This window comes from Sulfitobacter aestuariivivens, assembly GCF_014763045.1.
GTDB classification, from domain to species: domain Bacteria; phylum Pseudomonadota; class Alphaproteobacteria; order Rhodobacterales; family Rhodobacteraceae; genus Sulfitobacter; species Sulfitobacter aestuariivivens.
In genome coordinates, this window is the sequence record NZ_JACTAG010000001.1 from 1,751,868 (window position 1) to 1,772,352 (window position 20,485).

The following is a 20,485-nucleotide window of genomic DNA, read 5'->3' on the forward strand; positions in this document are numbered from 1 at the left end:
GAGGCCCCCATGTCGACAACGCAGAAAGACCGCCCCTGGCTGATCCGCACCTATGCGGGCCATTCCACCGCCGCTGCCTCTAACGCTCTTTACAGGTCGAATCTGGCAAAGGGTCAAACCGGTCTTTCCGTGGCTTTCGACCTGCCGACCCAGACAGGCTATGACAGCGACCACATTCTTGCGCGGGGAGAAGTCGGCAAGGTCGGTGTGCCGGTCAGCCATCTGGGCGACATGCGCACGCTTTTTGCCGATATTCCGCTTGATCAGATGAACACATCAATGACCATCAACGCGACCGCGCCGTGGCTGCTGGCGTTGTATATCGCCGTAGCCGAAGAACAGGGTGCCGACATCACAGCACTTCAAGGCACCGTACAAAACGATCTGATCAAGGAATACCTCAGCCGAGGCACCTATATCTGCCCCCCCGCCCCTTCCATGAAGATGATCGCGGACGTGGCCGAATATTGCTATTCGAACGTGCCGAAATGGAACCCGATGAACGTCTGTTCCTATCACTTGCAAGAGGCCGGTGCCACGCCCGAGCAAGAGCTGGCCTTTGCCCTGGCCACGGCCACCGCCGTTCTGGATGCCCTGAAACCGCGTGTCCCGGCAGAAGATTTCCCGGCGCTCGCGGGCCGCATATCCTTTTTCGTCAACGCAGGTATCCGGTTCGTGACCGAAATGTGCAAAATGAGGGCATTCGTCGATTTGTGGGATGAAATTCTGGAAACGCGCTATGGCGTCGAAAATCCCAAGTACCGCCGTTTCCGGTATGGCGTGCAGGTCAATTCGCTGGGCCTCACCGAACAACAGCCCGAAAACAACGTCTACCGCATTCTGATCGAAATGCTGGCTGTGACGCTTTCCAAAAAAGCCCGCGCCCGCGCCGTTCAATTGCCCGCCTGGAACGAAGCCCTTGGCCTGCCCCGCCCCTGGGATCAGCAATGGTCCATGCGGATGCAGCAGATCATGGCCTATGAAACGGACCTACTGGAATTCGACGATCTATTTGACGGCAATCCGGCGGTGGACGCCAAAGTTGAAATGCTCAAGCAGGGCGCGCGCGCCGAATTGGGCAATATCGATGATATGGGCGGGGCCATTTCTGCCATTGATTACATGAAGGGCCGTCTGGTCGACTCCAACGCCGAACGCCTTGGCCGGATCGAGGCGGGCGAAACTGTCGTTGTCGGGGTGAACAAATGGCAGCAGGGCGAACCTTCGCCGCTGTTGACCGGCGATGGCGGCATTATGGTCGTTGATCCCGCCGTAGAAGCCGAGCAGGTGAAAAAACTGAATGAATGGCGCGCCGACCGCGACGAAGGCATGGTAAACGCTGCCCTGACCGATCTGCGCAAGGCAGCCGCTGACGGGACAAACATCATGCCCGCCTCTATCGCGGCGGCGAAGGCGGGGGTGACCACCGGCGAATGGGCCGCGCAAATGCGCAGCGTACACGGCGAATACCGCGGACCAACCGGCGTGGCTGCCGGACAATCAAACAAGACCGAAGGGTTGGATGATTTGCGCGATGCTGTCGATATGGTCAGCGACAAATTGGGCCGCCGTCTGAAATTTCTTATTGGCAAACCGGGGCTGGACGGCCATTCAAACGGTGCGGAACAGATTGCCGTGCGTGCACGCGACTGCGGAATGGATATCGCCTACGAGGGCATTCGGCTGACCCCGTCCGAAATTGTCGAAGCCGCAAGAAAAGACGATGCACATGTTGTCGGGCTTTCCATTCTGTCGGGCTCACACATTCCACTGGTTGAGGAATTGATGACCCAAATGCAAGAGGCAGGCCTCAGCCACGTGCCTGTCATAGTGGGCGGTATTATTCCCGATGACGACGCCGCACGCCTCACAGCCATGGGTGTCGCGCGGGTATATACCCCGAAAGATTTCGAGCTGAATACGATTATGAAAGACATTGTAACGCTTGCCGATCCGGCGGCTGTTGCAGCAGAATAACGCCTGACACAAATTCAACGTTGTGAATTATTCCTCTTTTTTGATATTGAAAAAAACATCAGGGAGAAGAAAAGGAATACTCAATGACGAATGAGCTCAAGACAATGAGCCGAAAAGAGCTGGAAAAGCTCTTGAACGACGTGAAAAAGGCATTGCAGAATGCCCAGGCCCGCGACCGCAGAGATGCCCGCAAGGCCGCTGAAAAGGCCGCTGCCGAATTCGGGTTTTCGCTGGGGGATCTCGCGGAAGATGCCAAACCAGCCCGCAAGACGCGGAAAACAAAAGCGAAAAAGACCGGGCCCAAATCCGCGCCAAAATACGCCAACCCCGCCGACGCGTCCCAAACATGGACAGGCAAGGGTCGCCAGCCAAATTGGTTTCGCCAAGCGGTTGAAAAGGGCAAGGATCCTGAAAAAATGCGGATCTAATTCGCTTTCCCGATTTACGAGAAATGGGCCGCAGATTTTGCGGCCCTTTTTGATTCTCATTCGTGATTGCACAAAAGGGTATTTGAACACGCTATAATTGTGCTGGCAGTTCTATTTCAAATTTTCGCAGGTATCCGGCCTCTGATTTCTGAAGATCAAAAGTACGCCCCCGCAGAACTCATAGTGACCTGACATCCCCAGTATGACTTGCCCCTTGTCCCCGCTTCCCCACGCAGGCAGGTTGGACAGACGCTATTGAAAGGAATTGTCTATGACCGTTCACATTGGTGCCAAAGACGGCGACATCGCCGAAACTGTTCTGATGCCCGGCGACCCCTATCGCGCACGCTGGGCCGCTGAGACGTTTCTGGACGACGCGCAGCTCGTAAACGAGGTGCGCGGCATGCTGGGCTTTACCGGCACCTGGAAAGGCAACCGCGTCACCATTCAGGGCTCCGGAATGGGCATGCCGTCCCTGTCGATCTACGCCAATGAACTGATCTCGACCTATGGCGCGCAAACGCTCATCCGCATCGGATCCTGCGGCGGGATGCAGCCTCATGTTGGCATCCGTGACGTGATCATTGCCATGACGGCAAGCACGATCACATCGCCCTCTTCCGGCATTTTCAAGGAATTCAATTTCGCCCCCAGCGCCGATTACGCCCTGCTTGAAGCGGCTGTGAAAGCAGCAAAAGGCAAAGGCAGCACCACCCATGTAGGCGGCATCTATTCGTCAGATGTGTTTTATGCCGAACGCCCCGATCTGGACGAACAAATGGTCCGTCACGGCATTCTTGGCGTCGAGATGGAAGCGGCTGAGCTGTATACTCTTGCGGCACGGCACAACCGGCGCGCGCTGGCAGTTCTCACTGTATCGGACCATCTGCAAACCGGTGAGGCGCTCCCGTCAGAGGATCGCGAACGCAGCTTTGGCGATATGGTGGAGATCGCGCTGGAAGCGGCCTTTGCCAGCCCTTGAGGGCGCGGCAACAGCCGGAGGGTCACGGGGATTGTCACGCCCCGTGGCTACGGTCGTATCCGTTAGCTGGGGGCGGCACCCAGCCGTCCAGCGCGCCGTCAGCGGGGGCAAACGTCTCAACCAAAAGCGGATAGCACGCAGCGCTGTCTGACGAATGCTCTGCTGAGCAATCTCCACCCGGACAAGCGCTGAGCGCACCCAAAAGATCAATCTCGGCGAAAAATTCAAGGTAATCACCGGGCCTCACCGGGCTGGCTTTCATGAAGTATTGGCCGGTATCGCGCGTGAACCCGGTGCACATAAAGACGTTCAGCACATCGTGCACGTGCGTCTCGGCGTCTTGCGGGGGCATTTCCATGTAGTCGCCCACAGCACGGGACAAATTGGAATGGCAGCAATGATGATACTGCCCGCCTTTCAATAGGTTATGCGTGTAGGGATCACAACGCGTCCCGATCACATCATGCACGGAACCGCCAAATTCATCGATCCCGTACCAGCCCAAGGTGTCATGGGTCAGCGTCGCCATGGCGCGCAAGGTGGGAAAGGACGACCACATCCGCTCTCCGGTGGTGATATGCGTGCCATGCAGCGCCCGGGTCTTGCCGGAATAGAACCGTTCGCTGAGATCGTTCCTATTCCACAGGTTCAAATCCCCCACCTGCGGCCCGTCTACGGATGTAATCCGAAAGAAATGGCCAGCCGGAACCTCGAAAGTCGCGGCCTCGCGCGGGGGCACCAGCACTTCGCCCGTCTTGCGCAAATCCGCGCGCGCGGCCGTATAAAGCGCCATGTCCGGTTGCGGCAGGGTTTCCACAGGATAGCAGATCACCGGCGGCACCGCCCGGCGCGCCTGCGCATCAGAAGGGTCTCGCGTCATTGGCTTCTCCGGCTTTGAAACTATGTTAAGCGTGGTACATGCAATCGGATGTGTAAAGAGAGGTCACAGCGACAGAATGCTCAGGCAGGTGATCCGCGCAGGCACGCTTTGCCTTTTGGCCGTGATGGCAATGGCGCTGGTGCGCAACCCGCAACACCCCCTGATCGAGAGGGCGCTGACCTACGGCGTGCTGCCCGCCTTCCTGATGAAGCTCAACGACGAACAAGCCCGCCTTGCCGAGCTTCGCATCGTGTCGACCTCGCCTCTGATTGTCATAAAGGTGTCAAAGGATCCGACACAGCCCGCCCGGACAGTCCCGCCGAACCGGACCAACGTCGCTGGCGGCGAAATGGATCGATAGCGCGACAGACCCCGCGAGCAGGTTCAGGCGTTCTGCCCTGCCATCCGCCCCGAAAAGATACAACCGCCCAGAAAGGTGCCTTCCAGCGCGTTGTATCCGTGATATCCGCCTCCGCCAAAGCCACAGACCTCGCCCGCTGCATATAGCCCCTCCAGAACGCCACCATCCGGGGTCAGCACCCTGCCCTGAATGTCGGTGTGCACCCCGCCCAGTGACTTGCGCGTCAGGATATTGAGCCGCACAGCTATCAATGGCCCGTTCATCTTGTTGAGGATCGCATGCGGCTTTGCTGTTCGGATCAACCGATCCCCCCGGTAGGCCCGCGCACCCCGGATCGCCGTCACCTGCGCGTCCTTGGAAAACGGATTGGTCAGTTGCATATCGCGTGCCCTGATCTGCGCGCGCAGGTGATCGGCAGATAGCGGCGCATCCGGTGTGATCTTGTTCATGCCCTCAACAAGCGAGTCAAAATCCCGGGCAACCACGAAATCAGCCCCCTCGCGCTTGAATGCTTCAACCGCCGGGGTCGCGCCCTTGCCCAAACGCGCCTGCAGGACATCGCGCCACCCCCCGTCGGTCAGGTCCGGGTTCTGCTCTGATCCCGACAGGGCAAATTCCTTTTCAATGATCTTTTGCGTCAGAATGAACCACGAATGCTGTCCGGCCTGCAGGATACGCTTGAGTGTGGCCAGCGTATCAAAGCCCGGCAAACAGGGGGCCTCCATCCGGTCGCCCTTGGCATCAAACCACATCGACGACGGTCCGGGCAGAATGCGAATGCCGTGATTGGGCCAGATCGGGTTCCAGTTTTCAACCCCCTCGCAATAGTGCCACATCCGGTCTTCGTTGATCAGCCCGGCCCCTGCGGCGGCGGCAATAGCGTGCATCTTGCCATCCACATAATCCGGCACCCCAGCCACCATCTTGTCTGGCGCGACCCCAAGACGATCCTCTGGCCAGTGTTTGCGCACCAGGTCATGGTTGCCACCAATGCCCCCCGTGGTCAGCACCACCGCCTCAGCACTGTATTCGAAGTCGCCCTTGACTGCCCGTGACGTGCTTTGCCCCCGCAGCGCGCTGGTGTCTTCCAGAACATCCCCGCGCACGCCTGTGACGCGCCCGTCTTGGGTGATCAGCTCCGTCACCCGGTGGCGAAATGCAAGCCTCAGCTGCCCCGCCGCTGCGTACTGCGTCATAAGCTTGACGAAGGGTTTGACCACACCGGTGCCGGTGCCCCAGGTGATGTGAAACCGGGGGACTGAATTGCCGTGCCCTGAACCACTCGCGCCGCCCCGTTCGGCCCAGCCCACCACAGGAAACCAGCGCATCCCGATATCGTGCAGCCAACTGCGCATGCCGCCAGCAGACCACTCGACGAATTTCTCGGCATAGGCACGCGGGTTTGCATCTTCCGCGCGATCAAACTGGGCCGAGCCCAGCCAGTCGTTCATCGCAAGCTCAGCGGAATCCGTGATCCCCATCCGACGCTGCTCGGGCGTGTTCACCATGAAGAGCCCGCCCAGCGACCAGAACGCCTGCCCGCCCAGTGACTGCTGCCCTTCCTGATCCAGCATCAGCACGCGACGCCCCCGCAAGATCGCCTCATGCGCGGCTACCATCCCGGCCAGCCCCGCGCCTACGATGATCACATCTGCCTTGTCGTTTCCGGTATCCATGCGCGTGTCCCCATTTCCTGCAAATCTACGCCCTGCTTAGTCAACATGTCGAGCAGAACGCGCCGTTAGCTTCCATCCGTCCGTTCATGGCGCCGCCGCCATTGGCGAGCATAGACAGATTCCTCGCCATGCTTTCGACCGTGCGCCGCGACGCGCGCATCAACTTCTGCGGGGCTTTCTGCGCGCACTTCGAACCTGCGGATCTGCGACGCGCGCTCGAAAGGGATGATCTGGATCATCGGGGTCCCCGCCGGGAGGCGCAGCGCCGGGCGCGTGCTGGTCCACAGGAAAGGTACATTCACCGGCACATCCAGCGCATCGCAATCCACAGTGCCATTGAAGGCACTGAAGGGCAGTTCGAAATGGTTGACCGGGTGCACAAAGCTCGCCGACCAGCCCACGGGCAGTGCGACCCGCCAGGGGTTCATGAACTTCAGTGGAATACGCCCCTCGAACGGCGGATGGCGCGCGCCGATCTGGTCGGGATGATGCATCTCAATGGGCCGCAGCGGTGCGTCGGGCGGCCAGTGAAAGCGTATCTCGCCCGTGTCCTTGTCGGTCGTCGTCCAGATATCCACCGGCGTGGGGATGATCCAGCCCTGTGCCATCGCGTCCGCCACTGGCAGGCAGGCGCGCACCGTCAGCCCGGGCAGGCCATGGGCATCGGGGATGCCCATTTCGCGGTCGAGATCTCGAAACCATTCCGGAAGAAAGCGCGCCGCCGGGGCGGGCTCTGGAATGCGCCCTTCAAGCTCGGGCGGGCAGAGAAACTGGATCACGTGTCATCCTTGTCCGGATACATCAGCGCGTGCAGCCCTGCCGCAAGCTCCTCGCGGCCCAGCTTCCCTGGGGTGTAGCCATCGCCGTAAAGCGCCTGCACCGTCGGGTCGTCACGCTGCTCTTCGAAGGTCGCGCCCAACCTTTCCAGCGTCTCGGCAACCTGCCAGGTAAAGCCACATTCCCCCATCGCTACGCGGTTCAGATAATGCAGGCGCATGGCCAGCTGGTGGCAGGTCAACCTGAATTCTTCGGGTGATTTGAAATCAAGACGGGCCTGCGGTTCATCCTCGCTCATGGCAGCACTCCTGTGGGTCAAAGTCCGGGTTTGTTCAATCGTGACAGACACGTGTCCGGTTTGCCAGTGCTGCGAAAGGCCTCTGCCCCGCAGGTCACGCAGTTGTACTTGATCAGCGCACCTTTCGACCCGGCGCGATCCTCGCGCCAGCGGCAGTTGCGGGTCATGCCATGCCGCCTGTTCCACACCAACACGGCGCCAAACACGACCAGCGCGATCAACAGGTAAAGCACCGCGTCGGATCCGTCAGACAGTACGTTCGACCATCAGTTTCTTGATCTTGGCAATCGCCGCGGCCGGGTTCAGACCCTTGGGGCAGGTCTTGGCGCAGTTCATGATCGTGTGGCAGCGATACAGTTTGAAGGGGTCTTCCAGTTCATCCAATCGCTCGCCTGTTGCCTCATCGCGTGAATCGATGATCCAGCGATAGGCATGCAGCAATGCTGCCGGGCCCAGGTACCTGTCTCCGTTCCACCAGTAGGATGGGCACGAGGTCGAACAGCAGGCGCACATGATGCACTCATACAGCCCATCAAGTTTTTCGCGATCCTCTACCGATTGCTTCCATTCTTTCTTGGGTGCAGGTGTCTCGGTTTCCAGCCACGGCTGGATCGACGCATGCTGGGCATAGAAATGCGTCAGATCAGGGATCAGATCCTTGACCACCGGCATATGCGGCAGCGGATAGATTTTCACCACGCCCTTGACTTCGTCCACACCGTACGTGCAGGCCAGCGTGTTGATGCCATCAATGTTCATGGCACAGGATCCGCAAATCCCTTCGCGGCACGAGCGCCGGAAGGTCAGCGTCGGATCGATCTCGTTCTTGATCTTGATCAGCGCGTCCAGAATCATCGGGCCGCAGGATTCCATATCGACGAAATAGGTATCCAGGCTGGGGTTTTTGCCGTCATCCGGGCTCCAGCGATAGATCTGGAACTCCTTGATATCGCTGGCGCCTTCCGGCTTGGGCCATGTCTTGCCCGTGGTGATCCGGGAATTCTTGGGGAGCGTCAGTTGTACCATGCGGTCTGTCCTCGTCTCATCTGCGGCCCTGACGGGCAAAAAGCGTGTTTCCGTCCGCTTCAAAAGCGGTCTCAAATCCAAGCGCGGTGATCTCTCCGATCAGATCTCTGTTCCAGTCGGCAGCGTGACGTGTCTCCATCAGGATGACATCCGGCAGCCAGCCGCCGCCCTGCACCATCGGAGACAGCGCCAGTTCTTCCGCGCCTTCAACGTCGATCTTCAGCACGCAAATCTCATAGGTGTCGGCATCTTGCACAAAGTCGGTGATCACGCGCACCGGCACCAGTGTGCCCCCCGTGCGCTGCCGGGGTCGGATCGGCATCAGCGACGCCTGACCATAGTTGCCCCGTTTGAAATTCAGCATCGCCTCACAAGCGGCCTGTCCCAGCGCACAGCCTTCGATCCGCACCACATCGCCCAAACCATTCAGCGCCACGTTATGGCCAAGGCGTCCGATCATCACCGGGTTCGGCTCGAACGCAATGACGCGACTGCCGTCGCCAGCGGCCAGCGCAAGCGGCACGGTGAAGGCACCACAATTGGCCCCCACATCAAGAACCAGCGCGCGGCGGCCCTCAATCCGTTCCACCAGCGCCATCAGGCTGTCCATCTCGGGCGGTTGACCGTCCAGCCAAATGCGCCGTTCGGTATAATTATCCCGCGGATCGACAAACATCCGCACCCCGGCAAAAGCGATTTCAGCGGGTGGCAGCAACGGCACCAGCTTGCGCCGCGTCGGCTTGTCTGCCGTCCGAAACGCAGCACGCAGCGCATCAACGCTTGGGTCGGACATGACCGGGCTATGAGGCGATTGCGCGTTCATGATCAGAGCACCACCTGCACCGTCCCACCAACGCAAGAGACCGTTTCAGGACGCGACAACGCAGAGCGCACCGCCGCCACTGTCCCATCGTCAACACCGCGCACGGCGGCCTTGACGTATTCCTGCACTTCGTCAGCGGTGGAGTTATCGATGATGCAATCGGTAAAGGGCGTGATCAGCTCTTTGGGCACCTGCGGAAACCGCGTGGCCAGCACCTCGGTCACCACACCCTTGGCGCCTTTGCGCGCAGTCTGGTCAACCGCCTGCTCCACTTCGGTACAGGCGACCAGGAACAGGCCACAAAGGACAAGCGCCAGAAACCGCATCAATAAACCCGCGCCTTCGGGGCGATCTTTTTGAGGTCGATACCGCCGTCATTGTGGCTGGTCAGCGGGTTCAGATGAACGCCGCGATAGCCCAGCGACGCCTCGTTGCCCTTGAACCAGACAAGGCTGTGTTTGCGCCAGTTCTCATCGTCGCGATCTGGATAATCCTCGTGCGCATGCGCGCCCCGGCTTTCCTTGCGCGCCGCTGCGGCCGTGATGGTGGCCACAGCATTGGGCATCAGGTTGGTCAGCTCAAGCGTCTCCATCAGGTCAGAATTCCATACAAGGCTCTTGTCGGTGACATGCAGGTCCTCCAGCTTGCCGGCGACGTCCTTCATCTTTTCCTCGCCCTCGGCCAGCGTCTTTTCAGTGCGGAAAACGGCAGCATCGGCCTGCATCGTCTTTTGCATCTCAAGCCGCAGATCGGCGGTGGGCACATGACCCTTGGCATAGCGCAAGCCGTCAAACCGGCTGAACGCGGCCTCGACCGACCGTTTGCTCGGCGTCGGCACAGCACTTTCAGGGTCGACTACATCCTTGGCCCGGATCGCCGCCGCGCGGCCAAAGACCACAAGGTCAATCAGCGAATTGGATCCCAGTCGGTTGGCGCCATGCACCGATGCACATCCCGCCTCGCCCACGGCCATCAGACCGGGGCTGATGTTGTCAGGATTATCCTTGGTTGGGGCCAGCACCTCGCCCCAGTAATTGGTCGGTATGCCGCCCATGTTGTAATGCACAGTGGGTGAAACCGGGATCGGCTCTTTCGTCAGATCCACACCCGCAAAGATGCGCGCGCTTTCCGTAATCCCCGGCAGGCGCAGATCCAGCGTTTCAGGCGGCAGGTGGTTGAGATTGAGATGGATGTGATCCTTTTCATCCCCCACACCGCGGCCTTCGCGAATCTCCATTGTCATGCATCGGCTGACCACATCGCGGCTGGCCAGATCCTTGTAGGTCGGCGCATACCGCTCCATGAACCGCTCGCCTTCGGAATTGGTCAGGTAACCGCCCTCACCGCGCGCGCCTTCCGTGATCAGACAGCCCGCGCCGTAAATGCCGGTCGGGTGGAACTGCACAAACTCCATGTCCTGCAGCGGCAAACCGGCGCGCGCGGTCATGCCGCCGCCGTCGCCTGTGCAGGTATGGGCCGATGTCGCGGTGAAATAGGCCCGGCCATATCCGCCTGTGGCCAGAACGGTCATCTTGGCGGCGAAAAGATGCATGGTGCCGTCATCCAGCTTCCAGCACAGCACGCCCTGACATTCGCCATCTTCGGACATGATCAGGTCGATCGCGAAATACTCGATAAAGAACTCCGCGTTTTGCTTCAGCGATTGCCCATAAAGCGTGTGCAAAATGGCATGCCCTGTCCGGTCCGCGGCCGCACAGGTGCGCTGCACGGGCGGGCCTTCACCGAACTCGGTCGTGTGGCCCCCAAAGGGTCGCTGGTAAATCTTACCCTCTTCGGTGCGCGAAAACGGCACGCCATAATGTTCAAGCTCGTAGACCGCCTTGGGCGCTTCACGTGCGAGGTATTCCATGGCATCCGTGTCGCCCAGCCAATCCGACCCCTTGACCGTGTCATACATGTGCCACTGCCAGTTGTCGGGGCCCATGTTGCTCAAGCTCGCGGCGATCCCGCCCTGTGCAGCCACTGTGTGCGACCGCGTCGGGAACACTTTGGAAATACAGGCCGTACGCAGCCCCTGCTCTGCCATCCCCAGCGTGGCGCGCAATCCGGCACCGCCTGCGCCGACAACCACGACGTCGTATTCGTGGGTTTCATAATCATATGCAGCCATGTTGTGGCCTCCCGTTCAGGCGAATATTGGTCAAAATGCAAGCTTGGCGATGGCAAAGATGCCCACCGCCGCCGCACCATAGCTGAGGCAGGTCATCAGGATGATCGTGATCTTTTGCGCGATTCCATGCACATAGTCCTCGATTAATACCTGCACCCCGTCATTGAAGTGCTTGAACCCCACTGCCAGCGTCAGCGCCGCGATGATCGCGGGGAAGGGCCGGCTGTAGTAGGCAAGAATGTCTTCGTAGGTACCGCCCAGCGCGGCCCCGAAGGTAAAGACGAACAGCGGGATCAGGATCAGCAGCGCGACTGAACTTACCTTCATGGCCCAAAAATGGGCGGTCCCGGTCTTGGCCGAACCCAGGCCCATCGCACGCTTACGGTCTGTCAGAAATGCCATATCGTGCCTCCTTATACGATCAAAACGGTGAGGATGGTCAGGACAACCGCGCCGCCGATACAGGCCCAGCCCAGCTTTTCGGCTGTGGGAATGTCCAGCGCATACCCATTGTCCCAGATCAGGTGCCGGACACCGGCCAGCGTGTGATACCACAGGCCCAGCACGCTGAAGAACAGGATCAGATCACCGAACCAGCTGGTCACAAACCCGTTTACCGTATCGAAATATGCCTGCGAGGTCGCAGCAGCCAGAAACCACCACACGATCAGCAAGGCCGCGATCAACATCGCGTTGCCTGTGATCCGCGTCAGAATCGAGGTCATAGAGGTCAACTGCGGGCGGTAGATCGACAGATGGGGTGACAACGGGCGATTGCCCCGGTTCACGTCAGCCATGTTAGGTCCCTTCTTAAGTGCTTGGACCATTGATAGCGCTTTTTGCCGGAGTGTCACGTCGCCAAACCGGGAATCCCTGCGGTTTGTTGGCACATCGCCGCTGAATCTTCAGCGAAAATCCCCCCGGTTCGCAAATGTGATCACACTTTTGAAAACTGTGATCACGTCTGCCTCATTCCGTGCCCAGCATACTCAGCTGTTTTGTTGTCTCGCGCTGCAATTTTCGCCTGATTTGCGCGGGATAATCCTCGAATCCATTCGCGGTGATCACAAAAGCGCCCTCTCCGAAAATCAGGTTCTCGAAAAAGTAGGCCGTAAGGTCAGTGCTGTCTGTTTCAATTGCCAACGCATTGACGACGACCTGTTTTTCCGCCAGTGCCGGGCGCATGGATACAGGCGGATCCCCTTCGTTGGACACGCCATCACCTGATACATCGATCACCCGGCGCGCACACGAAGGCACAGCATCAAAAACATCAATAGACAGCGCCACCGCCTCTCCGATAGCGGTCGAGAAATTGCGCCAGCGGCGCAGATCGTTCTCAATCTCATCGGCCATGTTCAGCACATCCGCCAATGACGTCATTGCCCGCCAGGGGATCGTCTGACGTTGGCGCGACGACCCGGTCCACTGGATCAACGTGACCTGCGCCTGCTGGCTGACGAGCGCATCGGCAACCACCCCATCCCGCAGCGCGGCGGCAAGGCCGTCCATCTGGATCCGGTATTCCCGCGTGTCGACAGAACCAGATACATCCACCGCCAGCACCAACGCCAGCCCACAGGCAGAAACCGGGCCAGATAGCAAAGGGGTCAACAGCCCGGCGAAAAATCCAAAGGCGCGCATAGCTGCACCCTAGCGCGGCCACCAGGCGGGTGCATTACACTTTCTGTCCATCCTCAAATGCGCGCACCACCGCGCGCCGCGCCCTCAAAGCAGATCGAAGGGCGAATTGCAGTACCTGCGACCACCCGAATAGGGCTGGAACGTCTTGGTTGACCTGCTGTAGCTGCGATATTTCTGATCGCACCAGGCATCATGCGCCCGCAAATTGGCCGCAGGGATGTGCCGCCAACCGCCATAGGCCCGCTGGACCGGCGCGTGTTGGCGAGGTTGGTTCAGCAACGCCGATCCAAGCCCAAGTACGATCAGCGGGATCACCCAATCGTCACTATGGCGCCGATATCTGCGCGGGTGATAATGGCGCGGACCGTGTCGCGGACGCACGCCTTCAGACCGCACAGGCCCTCGGTACGGATAGCCACGCGGATAATGGCGCGGCCGCACTGGACGGGGGTAATAATACCCCGGTGCGTATCCGTTCAGCCGATGGTCGACAGGCACCACATCCGGTGTCGCGGACTTGATGATCTCACCCACCGACAGGGTTGGCATGGCAACCCGCGCGCCCATGAGGCCAGCCGCCCCGACGGGCGGTGCCATCAAAGACAGTACAAGCAAAAACGTGCCGGCGCGGTTCAGAAATGTTTTGTATTTCGGCATTGAAGGACTCCTCATAATCAAAAAGTCTCTGCCCCTCGCTACACCACCAATCACACGCCAAAAGCGCAAAGGGCGGCACAGCCCAGCGCGGCAACCGATTTCTGATAGGTCACGACCGGTCTGCCGTCTGCCCTTTCAGTGTGACCCATCAGGGTCGACTATGGCAATATCAGACCCTTGTTATCCGATAACAACGCCGCCAGCGCCGCACCACCGGAGGCATAGACACAAAAAAACGCGCCCTAAGGCGCGTTTTCACTTCCCGGAAGAATGCGGCGTTACTTCAGCGAATCGTCAATGCCCTTGCAGGCCTGTACCAGCCCTTTGACCGCCTCGACCGAACTGTCGAACATCGACTGTTCATCCTTGTTCATCGAAATCTCGACAACGCGCTCAACGCCGCCTGCCCCGATTACTGTGGGCACACCGACGTAAAACCCATCAAGACCATAGGCCCCATCGACGTAAGCTGCGCAGGGCAGGACACGCTTTTGATCCTTGAGATAGCTTTCAGCCATCTCAATCGCAGAGGTCGCCGGTGCATAAAACGCAGAGCCTGTCTTGAGCAGGCCCACGATTTCGGCCCCGCCATCGCGGGTGCGCTGCACAATCGCGTCCAGCTTTTCCTGCGTGGTCCAGCCCATCTTGACCAGATCCGGCAGCGGGATACCTGCCACAGTGGAATAGCGCACAAGTGGCACCATCGTATCGCCATGCCCGCCCAGAACAAATGCTGTGACATCTTTCATCGAGACGTCAAATTCAGAGGCCAGGAAGTGGCGGAAGCGCGCGCTGTCCAGCACACCCGCCATGCCGCAGACTTTCTCATGCGGCAGGCCCGAAAATTCGCGCAAGGCCCAGACCATCGCGTCCAGCGGGTTGGTGATGCAGATCACGAAGGCATCCGGCGCGTGCTGGGCGATGCCCTCGCCCACTGATTTCATGACCTTCAGGTTGATGCCCAGCAGATCATCGCGCGACATGCCGGGCTTGCGGGCCACACCTGCGGTCACGATGCAGACGTCAGCCCCTGCAATATCAGCATAATCCTGGGTGCCGGACATGGCCGCGTCGAATTTGGCCGACGGGCCCGATTCTGCGATGTCCAGTGCTTTGCCTTCCGGAATGCCCTCAGCAATGTCGAACAGGACGACGTCGCCCAGTTCCTTCAAAGCTGCAAGATGTGCGAGCGTCCCGCCGATTTGCCCAGCGCCGATAAGTGCGATTTTGGGTCTGGCCATGGTGATATCTCCGACATGGGTTGCGTTGCAGGCGGCATAGCGAAATGCGTAGGTGCCCGCAAGTTGTGTCCGGTCAAGACCCGCAGTTGGCCTGAACCTATGCGGCCACGCGCATCAAAAAAGCCGCCCGGTGACCGGGCGGCTTTCTCGGGGTCATGCCGTCGCTGGCTTAACCGTTGTGCTCGGGCAGCTGCTCAAGCTTTTCTTCTGTGCTGTCGATGTAGATGCGGAAATCATCGCCTTCGACGTTCTTGAGGATCTGCAGCTCTTCAAAGGTAACGGCCACTGGCTTTTCGCCGAGCCCCAGGAAACCACCGACATTGATCACCACTTCGCTGACCTGGCCGTTTTCGCCCATGATCAGGCTGTCGACTTCGCCGACGGTCTCATCGTTGGCGCCATAAACATACGAGCCGGTCAGATCATCCGCCGTCATCGCCTGCACGGCTTCCATTTCGGCTTCCTGATAGCCCTCACGCTCAACGGCGGGTCGTGTCAGCGGCATGCGCTCTTCAGTTGCCGTCTCGGCATTTTCGGCCATCTGCTCGGTCTCGGCTTCGGCTTCCTGCAATTCGGCGTTCACCTCTTCGCTCATGTCGCGCTCAAAAGCTGGTGCTTTCTCAAGCATCTCCTTGGAGGTGTTCACCACCAGGAAGCGATCGTCGCTGTCGCCTTCTTCACGCAGTACCTTGATGCTGTCCATGGACACGCTCACGTCACGCTCGCCCATGCCCAGAAAGCCACCAACGCCCAAGATAACGGCGCGTACGTCGCCGTTCTGGCTCAGAATGATATCGTTGATCTCACCAATATCGTCCCACTCCTGCTCGGCACCATCCGCAACACGGGCGTCCGCGTCGAACTCGGTTTCGGAGTTATAGATCCGCATGCCGATCAGATCGGATGCAAAAAAGTCGGACTGTTCAACTTTGATGTCGCCAAAGCCCTTGTTGTCCATTTCGGCGTAAGCTGCACCAGACATGGCCAGCACGACAGCGGTTGTACTTAGGAAGCGTTTCATTTTAACTTTCTCCTCTAGGGTTGTTTATCATCTTGACGTGATACCAACTCTGGGCGGTGCTCCTGGTTCCGCGAAAATCGGAAAAAGGAGCACCGCAGTTAATCTATGACGTACCTCGCCTGGGACCCTGTTTTTTATGCCGTTGCAATACCGGCTGTCATCTTCGCCGGGGTGTCGAAAGCGGGGTTCGGATCAGGGGCCGCTTTCGCCTCTGCGACTGCGCTGGCACTAGTGGTGGATCCCGGTCTGGCACTGGGGATCATGCTGCCGCTTCTGATGCTGATCGACGTGGCCTCGCTCAAACCTTACTGGCGTAAATGGAGCGGTCGGGACGTCAGACTTCTGATCTATGGCGGCCTGCCCGGCATCGCGGTCGGGGCCGCGCTCTACAGCGTGGCATCTGCCGACCTCATCCGCCTGCTGATCGGCGGTGTCTCTGTGGGATTTGTTCTGTGGCAGGTGTCCCTTGCGCGCGGTTGGATCAGGATCGCACAACAGCGGCTGCCAGATTGGGCGGGTGTCGTCTTTGGTACGGTTGGCGGCTTTACGACCTTTGTGAGCCACGCGGGCGGACCACCGGTGGCGATGTTCCTGCTCACGCGGGGGCTGACCAAAACGCAATATCAAGCCAGCACCGTCCTGCTCTTCTGGGTGCTCAACATCGTGAAATTTGTCCCCTACGCCTACCTTGGCATGTTCACCGCCCAGACATTCATGGCCAACCTCGTCCTCGCGCCCTTCGCGCTCATCGGCACATGGCTTGGCGTGCGCGCCCACCAGATCGTGCCCGAGCGCCTGTTCTTTGCAATCACTTATATTCTGTTGCTGATTACGGGTGGAAAGCTGATCTGGGACGGGCTGACATAAAGCTTTCCCCACCCTGTCGCCCTTCCCTGGCCCGCCCTTGAAAACACGCGCCAGACTTCATCTTTCCATTTAAACTCAAACCCAGCATTCAAATTCCACGATCCCACTCGCGCTGGTGTGCACACGTCGACCCAACGCCATCGTATAAATGCAAAAAGAGCGCGCCCAAAGGCACGCCCTTTCCGGCTCGAAACATTTGTCTGTTCAGGCGTCATCGCCCTGGGGCGGCAGCGCCTCGGCCAATTGCTCATACCCCTGCCCCGAGGCAACAAGACAGGTCACCCCATTGGGCTGCGTGACGGTGATTGACCAGCTGCCGGTCTCGTCAGAGGCGAAAACCTCTATCACCGCATTGTTCGAACCCAGCCCAATGGACTGGCGCGTCTCGCCGTATCCTTCGGCCAGTCGGGTCACGACGGCCTCGCGCGGGGCGCAATTGCGCGCGCCTTCCGCTGCCACATCCGTGACGGCAAACAGGTAGAGGGCTGCAGCAGTGGTTAGTGCTGCAAGGTGAAAAATCTTGACGGTACGGTTCATGTCGATCTGCCTTTGTCTCCAAAAGGCTGCGCCCGCGATCATCTGGCCAACCGCTGTTGCGGTGACGACCGGGCGGCCCGGTTCCCAAAACGTCTGCCATTCCACGCACCGTTAGGTCTCAGCGGCCCTGCCGAAACGGCCCTCCCGGTAAAATGCGACGACGTGAAGATGACGCATCAGCCCTGAAATATTGGTTAACGCTGCGTACGCGACCTGGCGGCGTTGATTTTTGCTGCGCTGCGGCACGATTGCGCTTGAAGTTTTCTGGCAAAAATGCAGGTCTGACGCGCAACAATCTTTCGCGCCCGAAAGGACGATCATGGCCAAACTCACCCGCCCCCTGCGCTCTGTGCTCTACATCCCCGGCTCCAAGGACCGCGCGCTCGACAAGGCGCGCAGCCTGCCGTGCGACGCGATCATCTTTGATCTCGAAGACGCGGTCAGCCCCGATGAAAAACGCACTGCCCGCGACACCCTTTCCGCTGCCCTGACGCAGGGGGGCTATGGCGCGCGTATGAAAGTGATCCGCATTAACGGCCTTGACACAGAATGGGGGGCCGATGATGCCCGCGCCGCCGCCGACATGCGACCCGACGCCATTCTGCTGCCCAAGGTGAACAGCCCTGCCGACCTTCAGGCGCTGGCCGATATCGTCGGCGACATACCTCTTTGGGCCATGATGGAAACCCCGTCAGGCATGATCAACGCGCCCGCCATCGCCGCACATGCCAGCCTTCAGGCGATGGTCATGGGCACCAATGATCTGGCCAAGGACCTCTCAACGCGCTTTCGCCCCGACCGCCTGCCAATGATGACCGCGCTTGGCCTCTGCCTGTTGGCCGCCAAGGCATATGGGGTGGCCATCGTCGATGGTGTCTATAACGCCTTCAAGGATGAAACAGGCCTGCAAACCGAATGCACCCAAGGCCGTGACATGGGGTTTGATGGAAAAACCCTGATCCACCCGGCCCAATTGGACATCGCAAATGCCGCATTCTCGCCGTCCCAGGACGAAGCCGACCTCGCCCGCCGCCAGATCGACGCTTTCGAGGCCGCCAAGGCCGCAGGCCAAGGCGTGGCCGTGGTCGACGGCAAGATCGTCGAGAACCTGCATGTTGCCACGGCCCATGAAACTCTGGCAAAGCTGGAAGCAATAGAACGCTTGGCATCGGAGTAGCCCCATGTTCCTGATAATCCTTGGCCTGATCCTCTGGGCAGGTGCCCATTTCTTCAAACGGGCGATGCCCGAACAACGCGCCCGCATGGGTGAGGCCGGCAAGGGGCTTGTAACCGTCCTGTTGGTGGCGGCCATCATTCTGATGGTGCTCGGGTACCGCGGTACCGGTTTCATCCACGTCTGGTCTCCGCCCGCCTTCATGGTCCACATCAACAATGCGCTGATGGTCTTTGCTTTCTGGACGTTTGGATCTTCCGCAGGCTCGGCCGACAAGGTTTGGCCCGCTAACAAGATCCGCCACCCCCAGCTGACCGCCTTCAAAACCTGGGCCATCGCGCATCTGCTGGTGAACGGCGATCTGGCGTCGATCCTTCTCTTTGGCGGGCTGCTGGCCTGGGCGGTCGCCAGCGTGATCGTGATCAACAAGGCCCAGCCTGACTGGACACCCCCTGCGACCGCCGGTCGGGCCAAGAAGATACGCCTTTTTGTGATCACCGTGGTGCTTTTCGTGGTCGTTGCGCTGATCCACCTTTGGCTGGGTGTGTCGCCCTTCCCCTCCTGAGGATACCATAATGAAACTCTACCGCTTCCTCTCAGAAGAGGACACATCTGCCTTTTGCCACAAAGTCACCGAGGCCCTGAACAAGGGCTGGGCGCTCTACGGCTCTCCGACGCAGACCTGGGATCACAAGGCAGGCGTCATGCGCTGTGGGCAATCCGTGGTGAAGGACGTCGAAGGCACCTACACCCCCGACACAAAGCTGAGCGCACACTGATGGCAAAAACAAATCCCGGCCGCTTCTTTGAGGACTACACGCTGGGCGAGGTGATCCATCACGCCGTTCCGCGTACCGTGAAGATGGGCGAACGCGCCCTCTATCACATGCTCTATCCTGCGCGCCACGCGCTCTATTCTTCGGATCAGTTCGCGCAAACCTGCGGCCTGCCCTTCAGCCCGCTCGATGACATGATCGCCTTCCACGTGATCTTTGGCAAAACCGTGCCGGATGTGTCGCTGAACGCGGTGGCAAATCTCGGCTATGCCCAGGGCCGCTGGATCACCCCGGTCTGGCCTGGCGACACCCTGCGCAGCCAGTCCAAGGTCATCGGCCTCAAGCAGAACTCCAACGGCAAGACTGGCGTTGTCTGGGTCCGCACAACCGGCCTCAATCAGCACGACGAGACGGTCATGGAATACGTCCGCTGGGTCATGGTGCGCAAAAACAACCTCGACGCCCCGGCCCCGGAAACCGTTGTCCCGGACCTGCCCAAGGCCGTCGATGCGACCCAACTCAGCATCCCCAAGGGTCTCGATTTCACAAACTACGATTTCGCCCTCGCCGGAGAGCCCCACCGCTGGGCCGACTACGATATCGGCGAACAGATCGACCACGTGGACGGCGTGACCATCGAAGAAGCCGAACACATGATGGCCACCCGCCTGTGGCAGAACACGGCCAAGGTGCATTTCGACACCTCCGCCCGCCCCGACGGGTCGCGCCTGATCTACGGCGGCCACGTGATCTCCATGGCGCGCGCGCTGTCGTTCAACGGGCTGGCCAATGCGCAGATGGTGGTGGGCCTGAACGGCGGGGCCCATGCCAACCCCTGCCTTGCGGGCGACACGGTCCGCGCTTGGTCGGAAGTGCTGGACAAGGCCGAAACGGACGCTCCCGGCGTGGGCGCCATCCGGCTGCGGCTGGTCGCAACCAAGGGCGGAGCGCCCTTCGCCTTGCGCGGCGAAGACGGCAAATACCTGCCCGAGGTGCTGCTGGATCTGGATTACTGGGCCCTGATGCCGACCTGAGGCGCCAGGTCACCCGTAATTCTTGAGCCCGCGCCAAACCCTGCCCCTAATCCGTCGGAATATTTGATCGGCATCGGCCGAACTGACAATCAATTGTCGCGCAACCATCAAAGAAAGGCCCGCCTAAAGCGGGCCTTGCTGGTCATCAATCAAGCTGGATTTCCCCTCTGGAAAG

Annotated in this window: 25 protein-coding genes; 9 read left to right on the forward strand and 16 right to left on the reverse strand. The window is 59.7% G+C overall.

Annotated features, from left to right (window positions below; translation table 11 throughout):
- Nucleotides 1-9: 9 nt before the first annotated feature.
- From H9Q16_RS08640 to deoD, 3 genes are all read left to right on the forward strand, one after another.
- Nucleotides 10-1,977: a protein meaA gene (locus H9Q16_RS08640; protein ID WP_191074900.1), complete on the forward strand. Its 1,968-nt coding sequence runs from the start codon at nt 10-12 to the stop codon at nt 1,975-1,977.
- An 83-nt stretch (nt 1,978-2,060) separates the two neighbouring features.
- Nucleotides 2,061-2,405: an H-NS histone family protein gene (locus tag H9Q16_RS08645; RefSeq protein ID WP_191074901.1), complete on the forward strand. Its 345-nt coding sequence runs from the start codon at nt 2,061-2,063 to the stop codon at nt 2,403-2,405.
- 271 nt (nt 2,406-2,676) lie between these two features.
- Nucleotides 2,677-3,387, forward strand: coding sequence for a purine-nucleoside phosphorylase (deoD, locus tag H9Q16_RS08650; protein WP_191074902.1), 711 nt, complete (start codon nt 2,677-2,679; stop codon nt 3,385-3,387).
- Nucleotides 3,388-3,421: 34 nt separating this feature from the next.
- Here deoD and H9Q16_RS08655 read toward each other — a convergent pair whose 3' ends face one another.
- Entirely contained in the window at nt 3,422-4,267 is an 846-nt protein-coding gene (locus H9Q16_RS08655; RefSeq protein ID WP_191074903.1) for an urea carboxylase-associated family protein, read from the reverse strand.
- A gap of 76 nt (nt 4,268-4,343) precedes the next feature.
- On the opposite strand from H9Q16_RS08655, the gene H9Q16_RS08660 reads away from it, so the two are divergent.
- Entirely contained in the window at nt 4,344-4,628 is a 285-nt protein-coding gene (locus H9Q16_RS08660) for a hypothetical protein (RefSeq protein WP_191074904.1), read from the forward strand.
- 23 nt (nt 4,629-4,651) lie between these two features.
- Here the strand turns inward: H9Q16_RS08660 and H9Q16_RS08665 are convergent, their stop codons facing one another.
- The 14 genes from H9Q16_RS08665 to H9Q16_RS08730 form a co-directional block, all read right to left on the reverse strand.
- Nucleotides 4,652-6,304 carry an FAD-binding dehydrogenase gene (locus H9Q16_RS08665; protein ID WP_191074905.1) on the reverse strand — a complete coding sequence of 551 codons (1,653 nt, stop codon included), beginning with the start codon at nt 6,302-6,304 and terminating at the stop codon, nt 4,652-4,654.
- 65 nt (nt 6,305-6,369) lie between these two features.
- The gene (locus H9Q16_RS08670; protein ID WP_191074906.1) at nt 6,370-7,083 is read right to left on the reverse strand and encodes a hypothetical protein; all 714 of its coding nucleotides are present in this window, start codon (nt 7,081-7,083) and stop codon (nt 6,370-6,372) included.
- On the reverse strand, nt 7,080-7,379 hold the full coding sequence (locus H9Q16_RS08675) for a hypothetical protein (protein WP_191074907.1): 300 nt from the start codon (nt 7,377-7,379) through the stop codon (nt 7,080-7,082). Before H9Q16_RS08675 ends, H9Q16_RS08670 begins: the two co-directional genes overlap by 4 nt.
- A gap of 17 nt (nt 7,380-7,396) precedes the next feature.
- A complete protein-coding gene (locus H9Q16_RS08680; protein WP_191074908.1) occupies nt 7,397-7,612 on the reverse strand; it encodes a hypothetical protein in 216 nt (71 codons plus the stop codon).
- Nucleotides 7,613-7,625: 13 nt separating this feature from the next.
- Complete coding sequence (locus H9Q16_RS08685; protein ID WP_191074909.1) at nt 7,626-8,405, reverse strand: succinate dehydrogenase iron-sulfur subunit; 780 nt, start codon at nt 8,403-8,405, stop codon at nt 7,626-7,628.
- A gap of 16 nt (nt 8,406-8,421) precedes the next feature.
- Entirely contained in the window at nt 8,422-9,198 is a 777-nt protein-coding gene (locus H9Q16_RS08690) for an FkbM family methyltransferase (RefSeq protein ID WP_191074910.1), read from the reverse strand.
- Nucleotides 9,199-9,230: 32 nt separating this feature from the next.
- A complete protein-coding gene (locus tag H9Q16_RS08695) occupies nt 9,231-9,554 on the reverse strand; it encodes a hypothetical protein (RefSeq protein ID WP_191074911.1) in 324 nt (107 codons plus the stop codon).
- On the reverse strand, nt 9,554-11,359 hold the full coding sequence (gene sdhA, locus H9Q16_RS08700; protein WP_191074912.1) for a succinate dehydrogenase flavoprotein subunit: 1,806 nt from the start codon (nt 11,357-11,359) through the stop codon (nt 9,554-9,556). The genes H9Q16_RS08695 and sdhA overlap by 1 nt, the downstream gene beginning before the upstream one ends.
- A gap of 30 nt (nt 11,360-11,389) precedes the next feature.
- Nucleotides 11,390-11,761, reverse strand: coding sequence for a succinate dehydrogenase, hydrophobic membrane anchor protein (gene sdhD, locus H9Q16_RS08705; protein WP_191074913.1), 372 nt, complete (start codon nt 11,759-11,761; stop codon nt 11,390-11,392).
- Nucleotides 11,762-11,772: 11 nt separating this feature from the next.
- Nucleotides 11,773-12,156, reverse strand: coding sequence for a succinate dehydrogenase, cytochrome b556 subunit (gene sdhC / locus H9Q16_RS08710; RefSeq protein WP_191074914.1), 384 nt, complete (start codon nt 12,154-12,156; stop codon nt 11,773-11,775).
- Nucleotides 12,157-12,328: 172 nt separating this feature from the next.
- Nucleotides 12,329-13,003 (reverse strand): DUF1194 domain-containing protein, encoded by a 675-nt coding sequence (locus tag H9Q16_RS08715; protein WP_191074915.1) that lies wholly within the window; start codon nt 13,001-13,003, stop codon nt 12,329-12,331.
- 84 nt (nt 13,004-13,087) lie between these two features.
- The gene (locus H9Q16_RS08720; RefSeq protein ID WP_191074916.1) at nt 13,088-13,660 is read right to left on the reverse strand and encodes a BA14K family protein; all 573 of its coding nucleotides are present in this window, start codon (nt 13,658-13,660) and stop codon (nt 13,088-13,090) included.
- A gap of 278 nt (nt 13,661-13,938) precedes the next feature.
- A complete protein-coding gene (gene mdh, locus H9Q16_RS08725) occupies nt 13,939-14,901 on the reverse strand; it encodes a malate dehydrogenase (RefSeq protein ID WP_191074917.1) in 963 nt (320 codons plus the stop codon).
- Nucleotides 14,902-15,070: 169 nt separating this feature from the next.
- The gene (locus H9Q16_RS08730) at nt 15,071-15,922 is read right to left on the reverse strand and encodes a PRC-barrel domain-containing protein (RefSeq protein ID WP_191074918.1); all 852 of its coding nucleotides are present in this window, start codon (nt 15,920-15,922) and stop codon (nt 15,071-15,073) included.
- 105 nt (nt 15,923-16,027) lie between these two features.
- Between H9Q16_RS08730 and H9Q16_RS08735 the strand changes: the two genes are divergently transcribed.
- A complete protein-coding gene (locus tag H9Q16_RS08735) occupies nt 16,028-16,789 on the forward strand; it encodes a sulfite exporter TauE/SafE family protein (protein WP_191074919.1) in 762 nt (253 codons plus the stop codon).
- A gap of 204 nt (nt 16,790-16,993) precedes the next feature.
- Here the strand turns inward: H9Q16_RS08735 and H9Q16_RS08740 are convergent, their stop codons facing one another.
- On the reverse strand, nt 16,994-17,326 hold the full coding sequence (locus H9Q16_RS08740; protein ID WP_191074920.1) for a hypothetical protein: 333 nt from the start codon (nt 17,324-17,326) through the stop codon (nt 16,994-16,996).
- A gap of 319 nt (nt 17,327-17,645) precedes the next feature.
- Here H9Q16_RS08740 and H9Q16_RS08745 point away from each other — a divergent pair, with 319 nt between their 5' ends.
- The 4 genes from H9Q16_RS08745 to H9Q16_RS08760 are packed head-to-tail and all read left to right on the forward strand — an operon-like array spanning nt 17,646 to nt 20,310.
- Nucleotides 17,646-18,503, forward strand: a complete 858-nt coding sequence (locus tag H9Q16_RS08745; protein WP_191074921.1) for an HpcH/HpaI aldolase/citrate lyase family protein — start codon at nt 17,646-17,648, stop codon at nt 18,501-18,503.
- Nucleotides 18,504-18,507: 4 nt separating this feature from the next.
- Nucleotides 18,508-19,065, forward strand: a complete 558-nt coding sequence (locus H9Q16_RS08750; RefSeq protein ID WP_191074922.1) for an NnrU family protein — start codon at nt 18,508-18,510, stop codon at nt 19,063-19,065.
- A 10-nt stretch (nt 19,066-19,075) separates the two neighbouring features.
- Complete coding sequence (locus tag H9Q16_RS08755; RefSeq protein WP_191074923.1) at nt 19,076-19,279, forward strand: DUF1737 domain-containing protein; 204 nt, start codon at nt 19,076-19,078, stop codon at nt 19,277-19,279.
- Nucleotides 19,279-20,310 (forward strand): MaoC family dehydratase, encoded by a 1,032-nt coding sequence (locus tag H9Q16_RS08760; protein WP_191074924.1) that lies wholly within the window; start codon nt 19,279-19,281, stop codon nt 20,308-20,310. Before H9Q16_RS08755 ends, H9Q16_RS08760 begins: the two co-directional genes overlap by 1 nt.
- Nucleotides 20,311-20,485 lie beyond the last annotated feature (175 nt).

Coding starts and splice junctions, on each gene's coding strand:
- H9Q16_RS08640 (WP_191074900.1), top strand. CDS start 10: ATGTCGACAACGCAGAAAGACCGCCCCTGGCTGATCCGCACCTATGCG.
- H9Q16_RS08645 (WP_191074901.1), top strand. CDS start 2,061: ATGACGAATGAGCTCAAGACAATGAGCCGAAAAGAGCTGGAAAAGCTC.
- deoD (WP_191074902.1), top strand. CDS start 2,677: ATGACCGTTCACATTGGTGCCAAAGACGGCGACATCGCCGAAACTGTT.
- H9Q16_RS08655 (WP_191074903.1), bottom strand. CDS start 4,267: ATGACGCGAGACCCTTCTGATGCGCAGGCGCGCCGGGCGGTGCCGCCG.
- H9Q16_RS08660 (WP_191074904.1), top strand. CDS start 4,344: ATGCTCAGGCAGGTGATCCGCGCAGGCACGCTTTGCCTTTTGGCCGTG.
- H9Q16_RS08665 (WP_191074905.1), bottom strand. CDS start 6,304: ATGGATACCGGAAACGACAAGGCAGATGTGATCATCGTAGGCGCGGGG.
- H9Q16_RS08675 (WP_191074907.1), bottom strand. CDS start 7,379: ATGAGCGAGGATGAACCGCAGGCCCGTCTTGATTTCAAATCACCCGAA.
- H9Q16_RS08685 (WP_191074909.1), bottom strand. CDS start 8,405: ATGGTACAACTGACGCTCCCCAAGAATTCCCGGATCACCACGGGCAAG.
- H9Q16_RS08690 (WP_191074910.1), bottom strand. CDS start 9,198: ATGTCCGACCCAAGCGTTGATGCGCTGCGTGCTGCGTTTCGGACGGCA.
- H9Q16_RS08695 (WP_191074911.1), bottom strand. CDS start 9,554: ATGCGGTTTCTGGCGCTTGTCCTTTGTGGCCTGTTCCTGGTCGCCTGT.
- sdhA (WP_191074912.1), bottom strand. CDS start 11,359: ATGGCTGCATATGATTATGAAACCCACGAATACGACGTCGTGGTTGTC.
- sdhD (WP_191074913.1), bottom strand. CDS start 11,761: ATGGCATTTCTGACAGACCGTAAGCGTGCGATGGGCCTGGGTTCGGCC.
- sdhC (WP_191074914.1), bottom strand. CDS start 12,156: ATGGCTGACGTGAACCGGGGCAATCGCCCGTTGTCACCCCATCTGTCG.
- H9Q16_RS08715 (WP_191074915.1), bottom strand. CDS start 13,003: ATGCGCGCCTTTGGATTTTTCGCCGGGCTGTTGACCCCTTTGCTATCT.
- H9Q16_RS08720 (WP_191074916.1), bottom strand. CDS start 13,660: ATGCCGAAATACAAAACATTTCTGAACCGCGCCGGCACGTTTTTGCTT.
- mdh (WP_191074917.1), bottom strand. CDS start 14,901: ATGGCCAGACCCAAAATCGCACTTATCGGCGCTGGGCAAATCGGCGGG.
- H9Q16_RS08730 (WP_191074918.1), bottom strand. CDS start 15,922: ATGAAACGCTTCCTAAGTACAACCGCTGTCGTGCTGGCCATGTCTGGT.
- H9Q16_RS08735 (WP_191074919.1), top strand. CDS start 16,028: ATGACGTACCTCGCCTGGGACCCTGTTTTTTATGCCGTTGCAATACCG.
- H9Q16_RS08740 (WP_191074920.1), bottom strand. CDS start 17,326: ATGAACCGTACCGTCAAGATTTTTCACCTTGCAGCACTAACCACTGCT.
- H9Q16_RS08745 (WP_191074921.1), top strand. CDS start 17,646: ATGGCCAAACTCACCCGCCCCCTGCGCTCTGTGCTCTACATCCCCGGC.
- H9Q16_RS08750 (WP_191074922.1), top strand. CDS start 18,508: ATGTTCCTGATAATCCTTGGCCTGATCCTCTGGGCAGGTGCCCATTTC.
- H9Q16_RS08755 (WP_191074923.1), top strand. CDS start 19,076: ATGAAACTCTACCGCTTCCTCTCAGAAGAGGACACATCTGCCTTTTGC.
- H9Q16_RS08760 (WP_191074924.1), top strand. CDS start 19,279: ATGGCAAAAACAAATCCCGGCCGCTTCTTTGAGGACTACACGCTGGGC.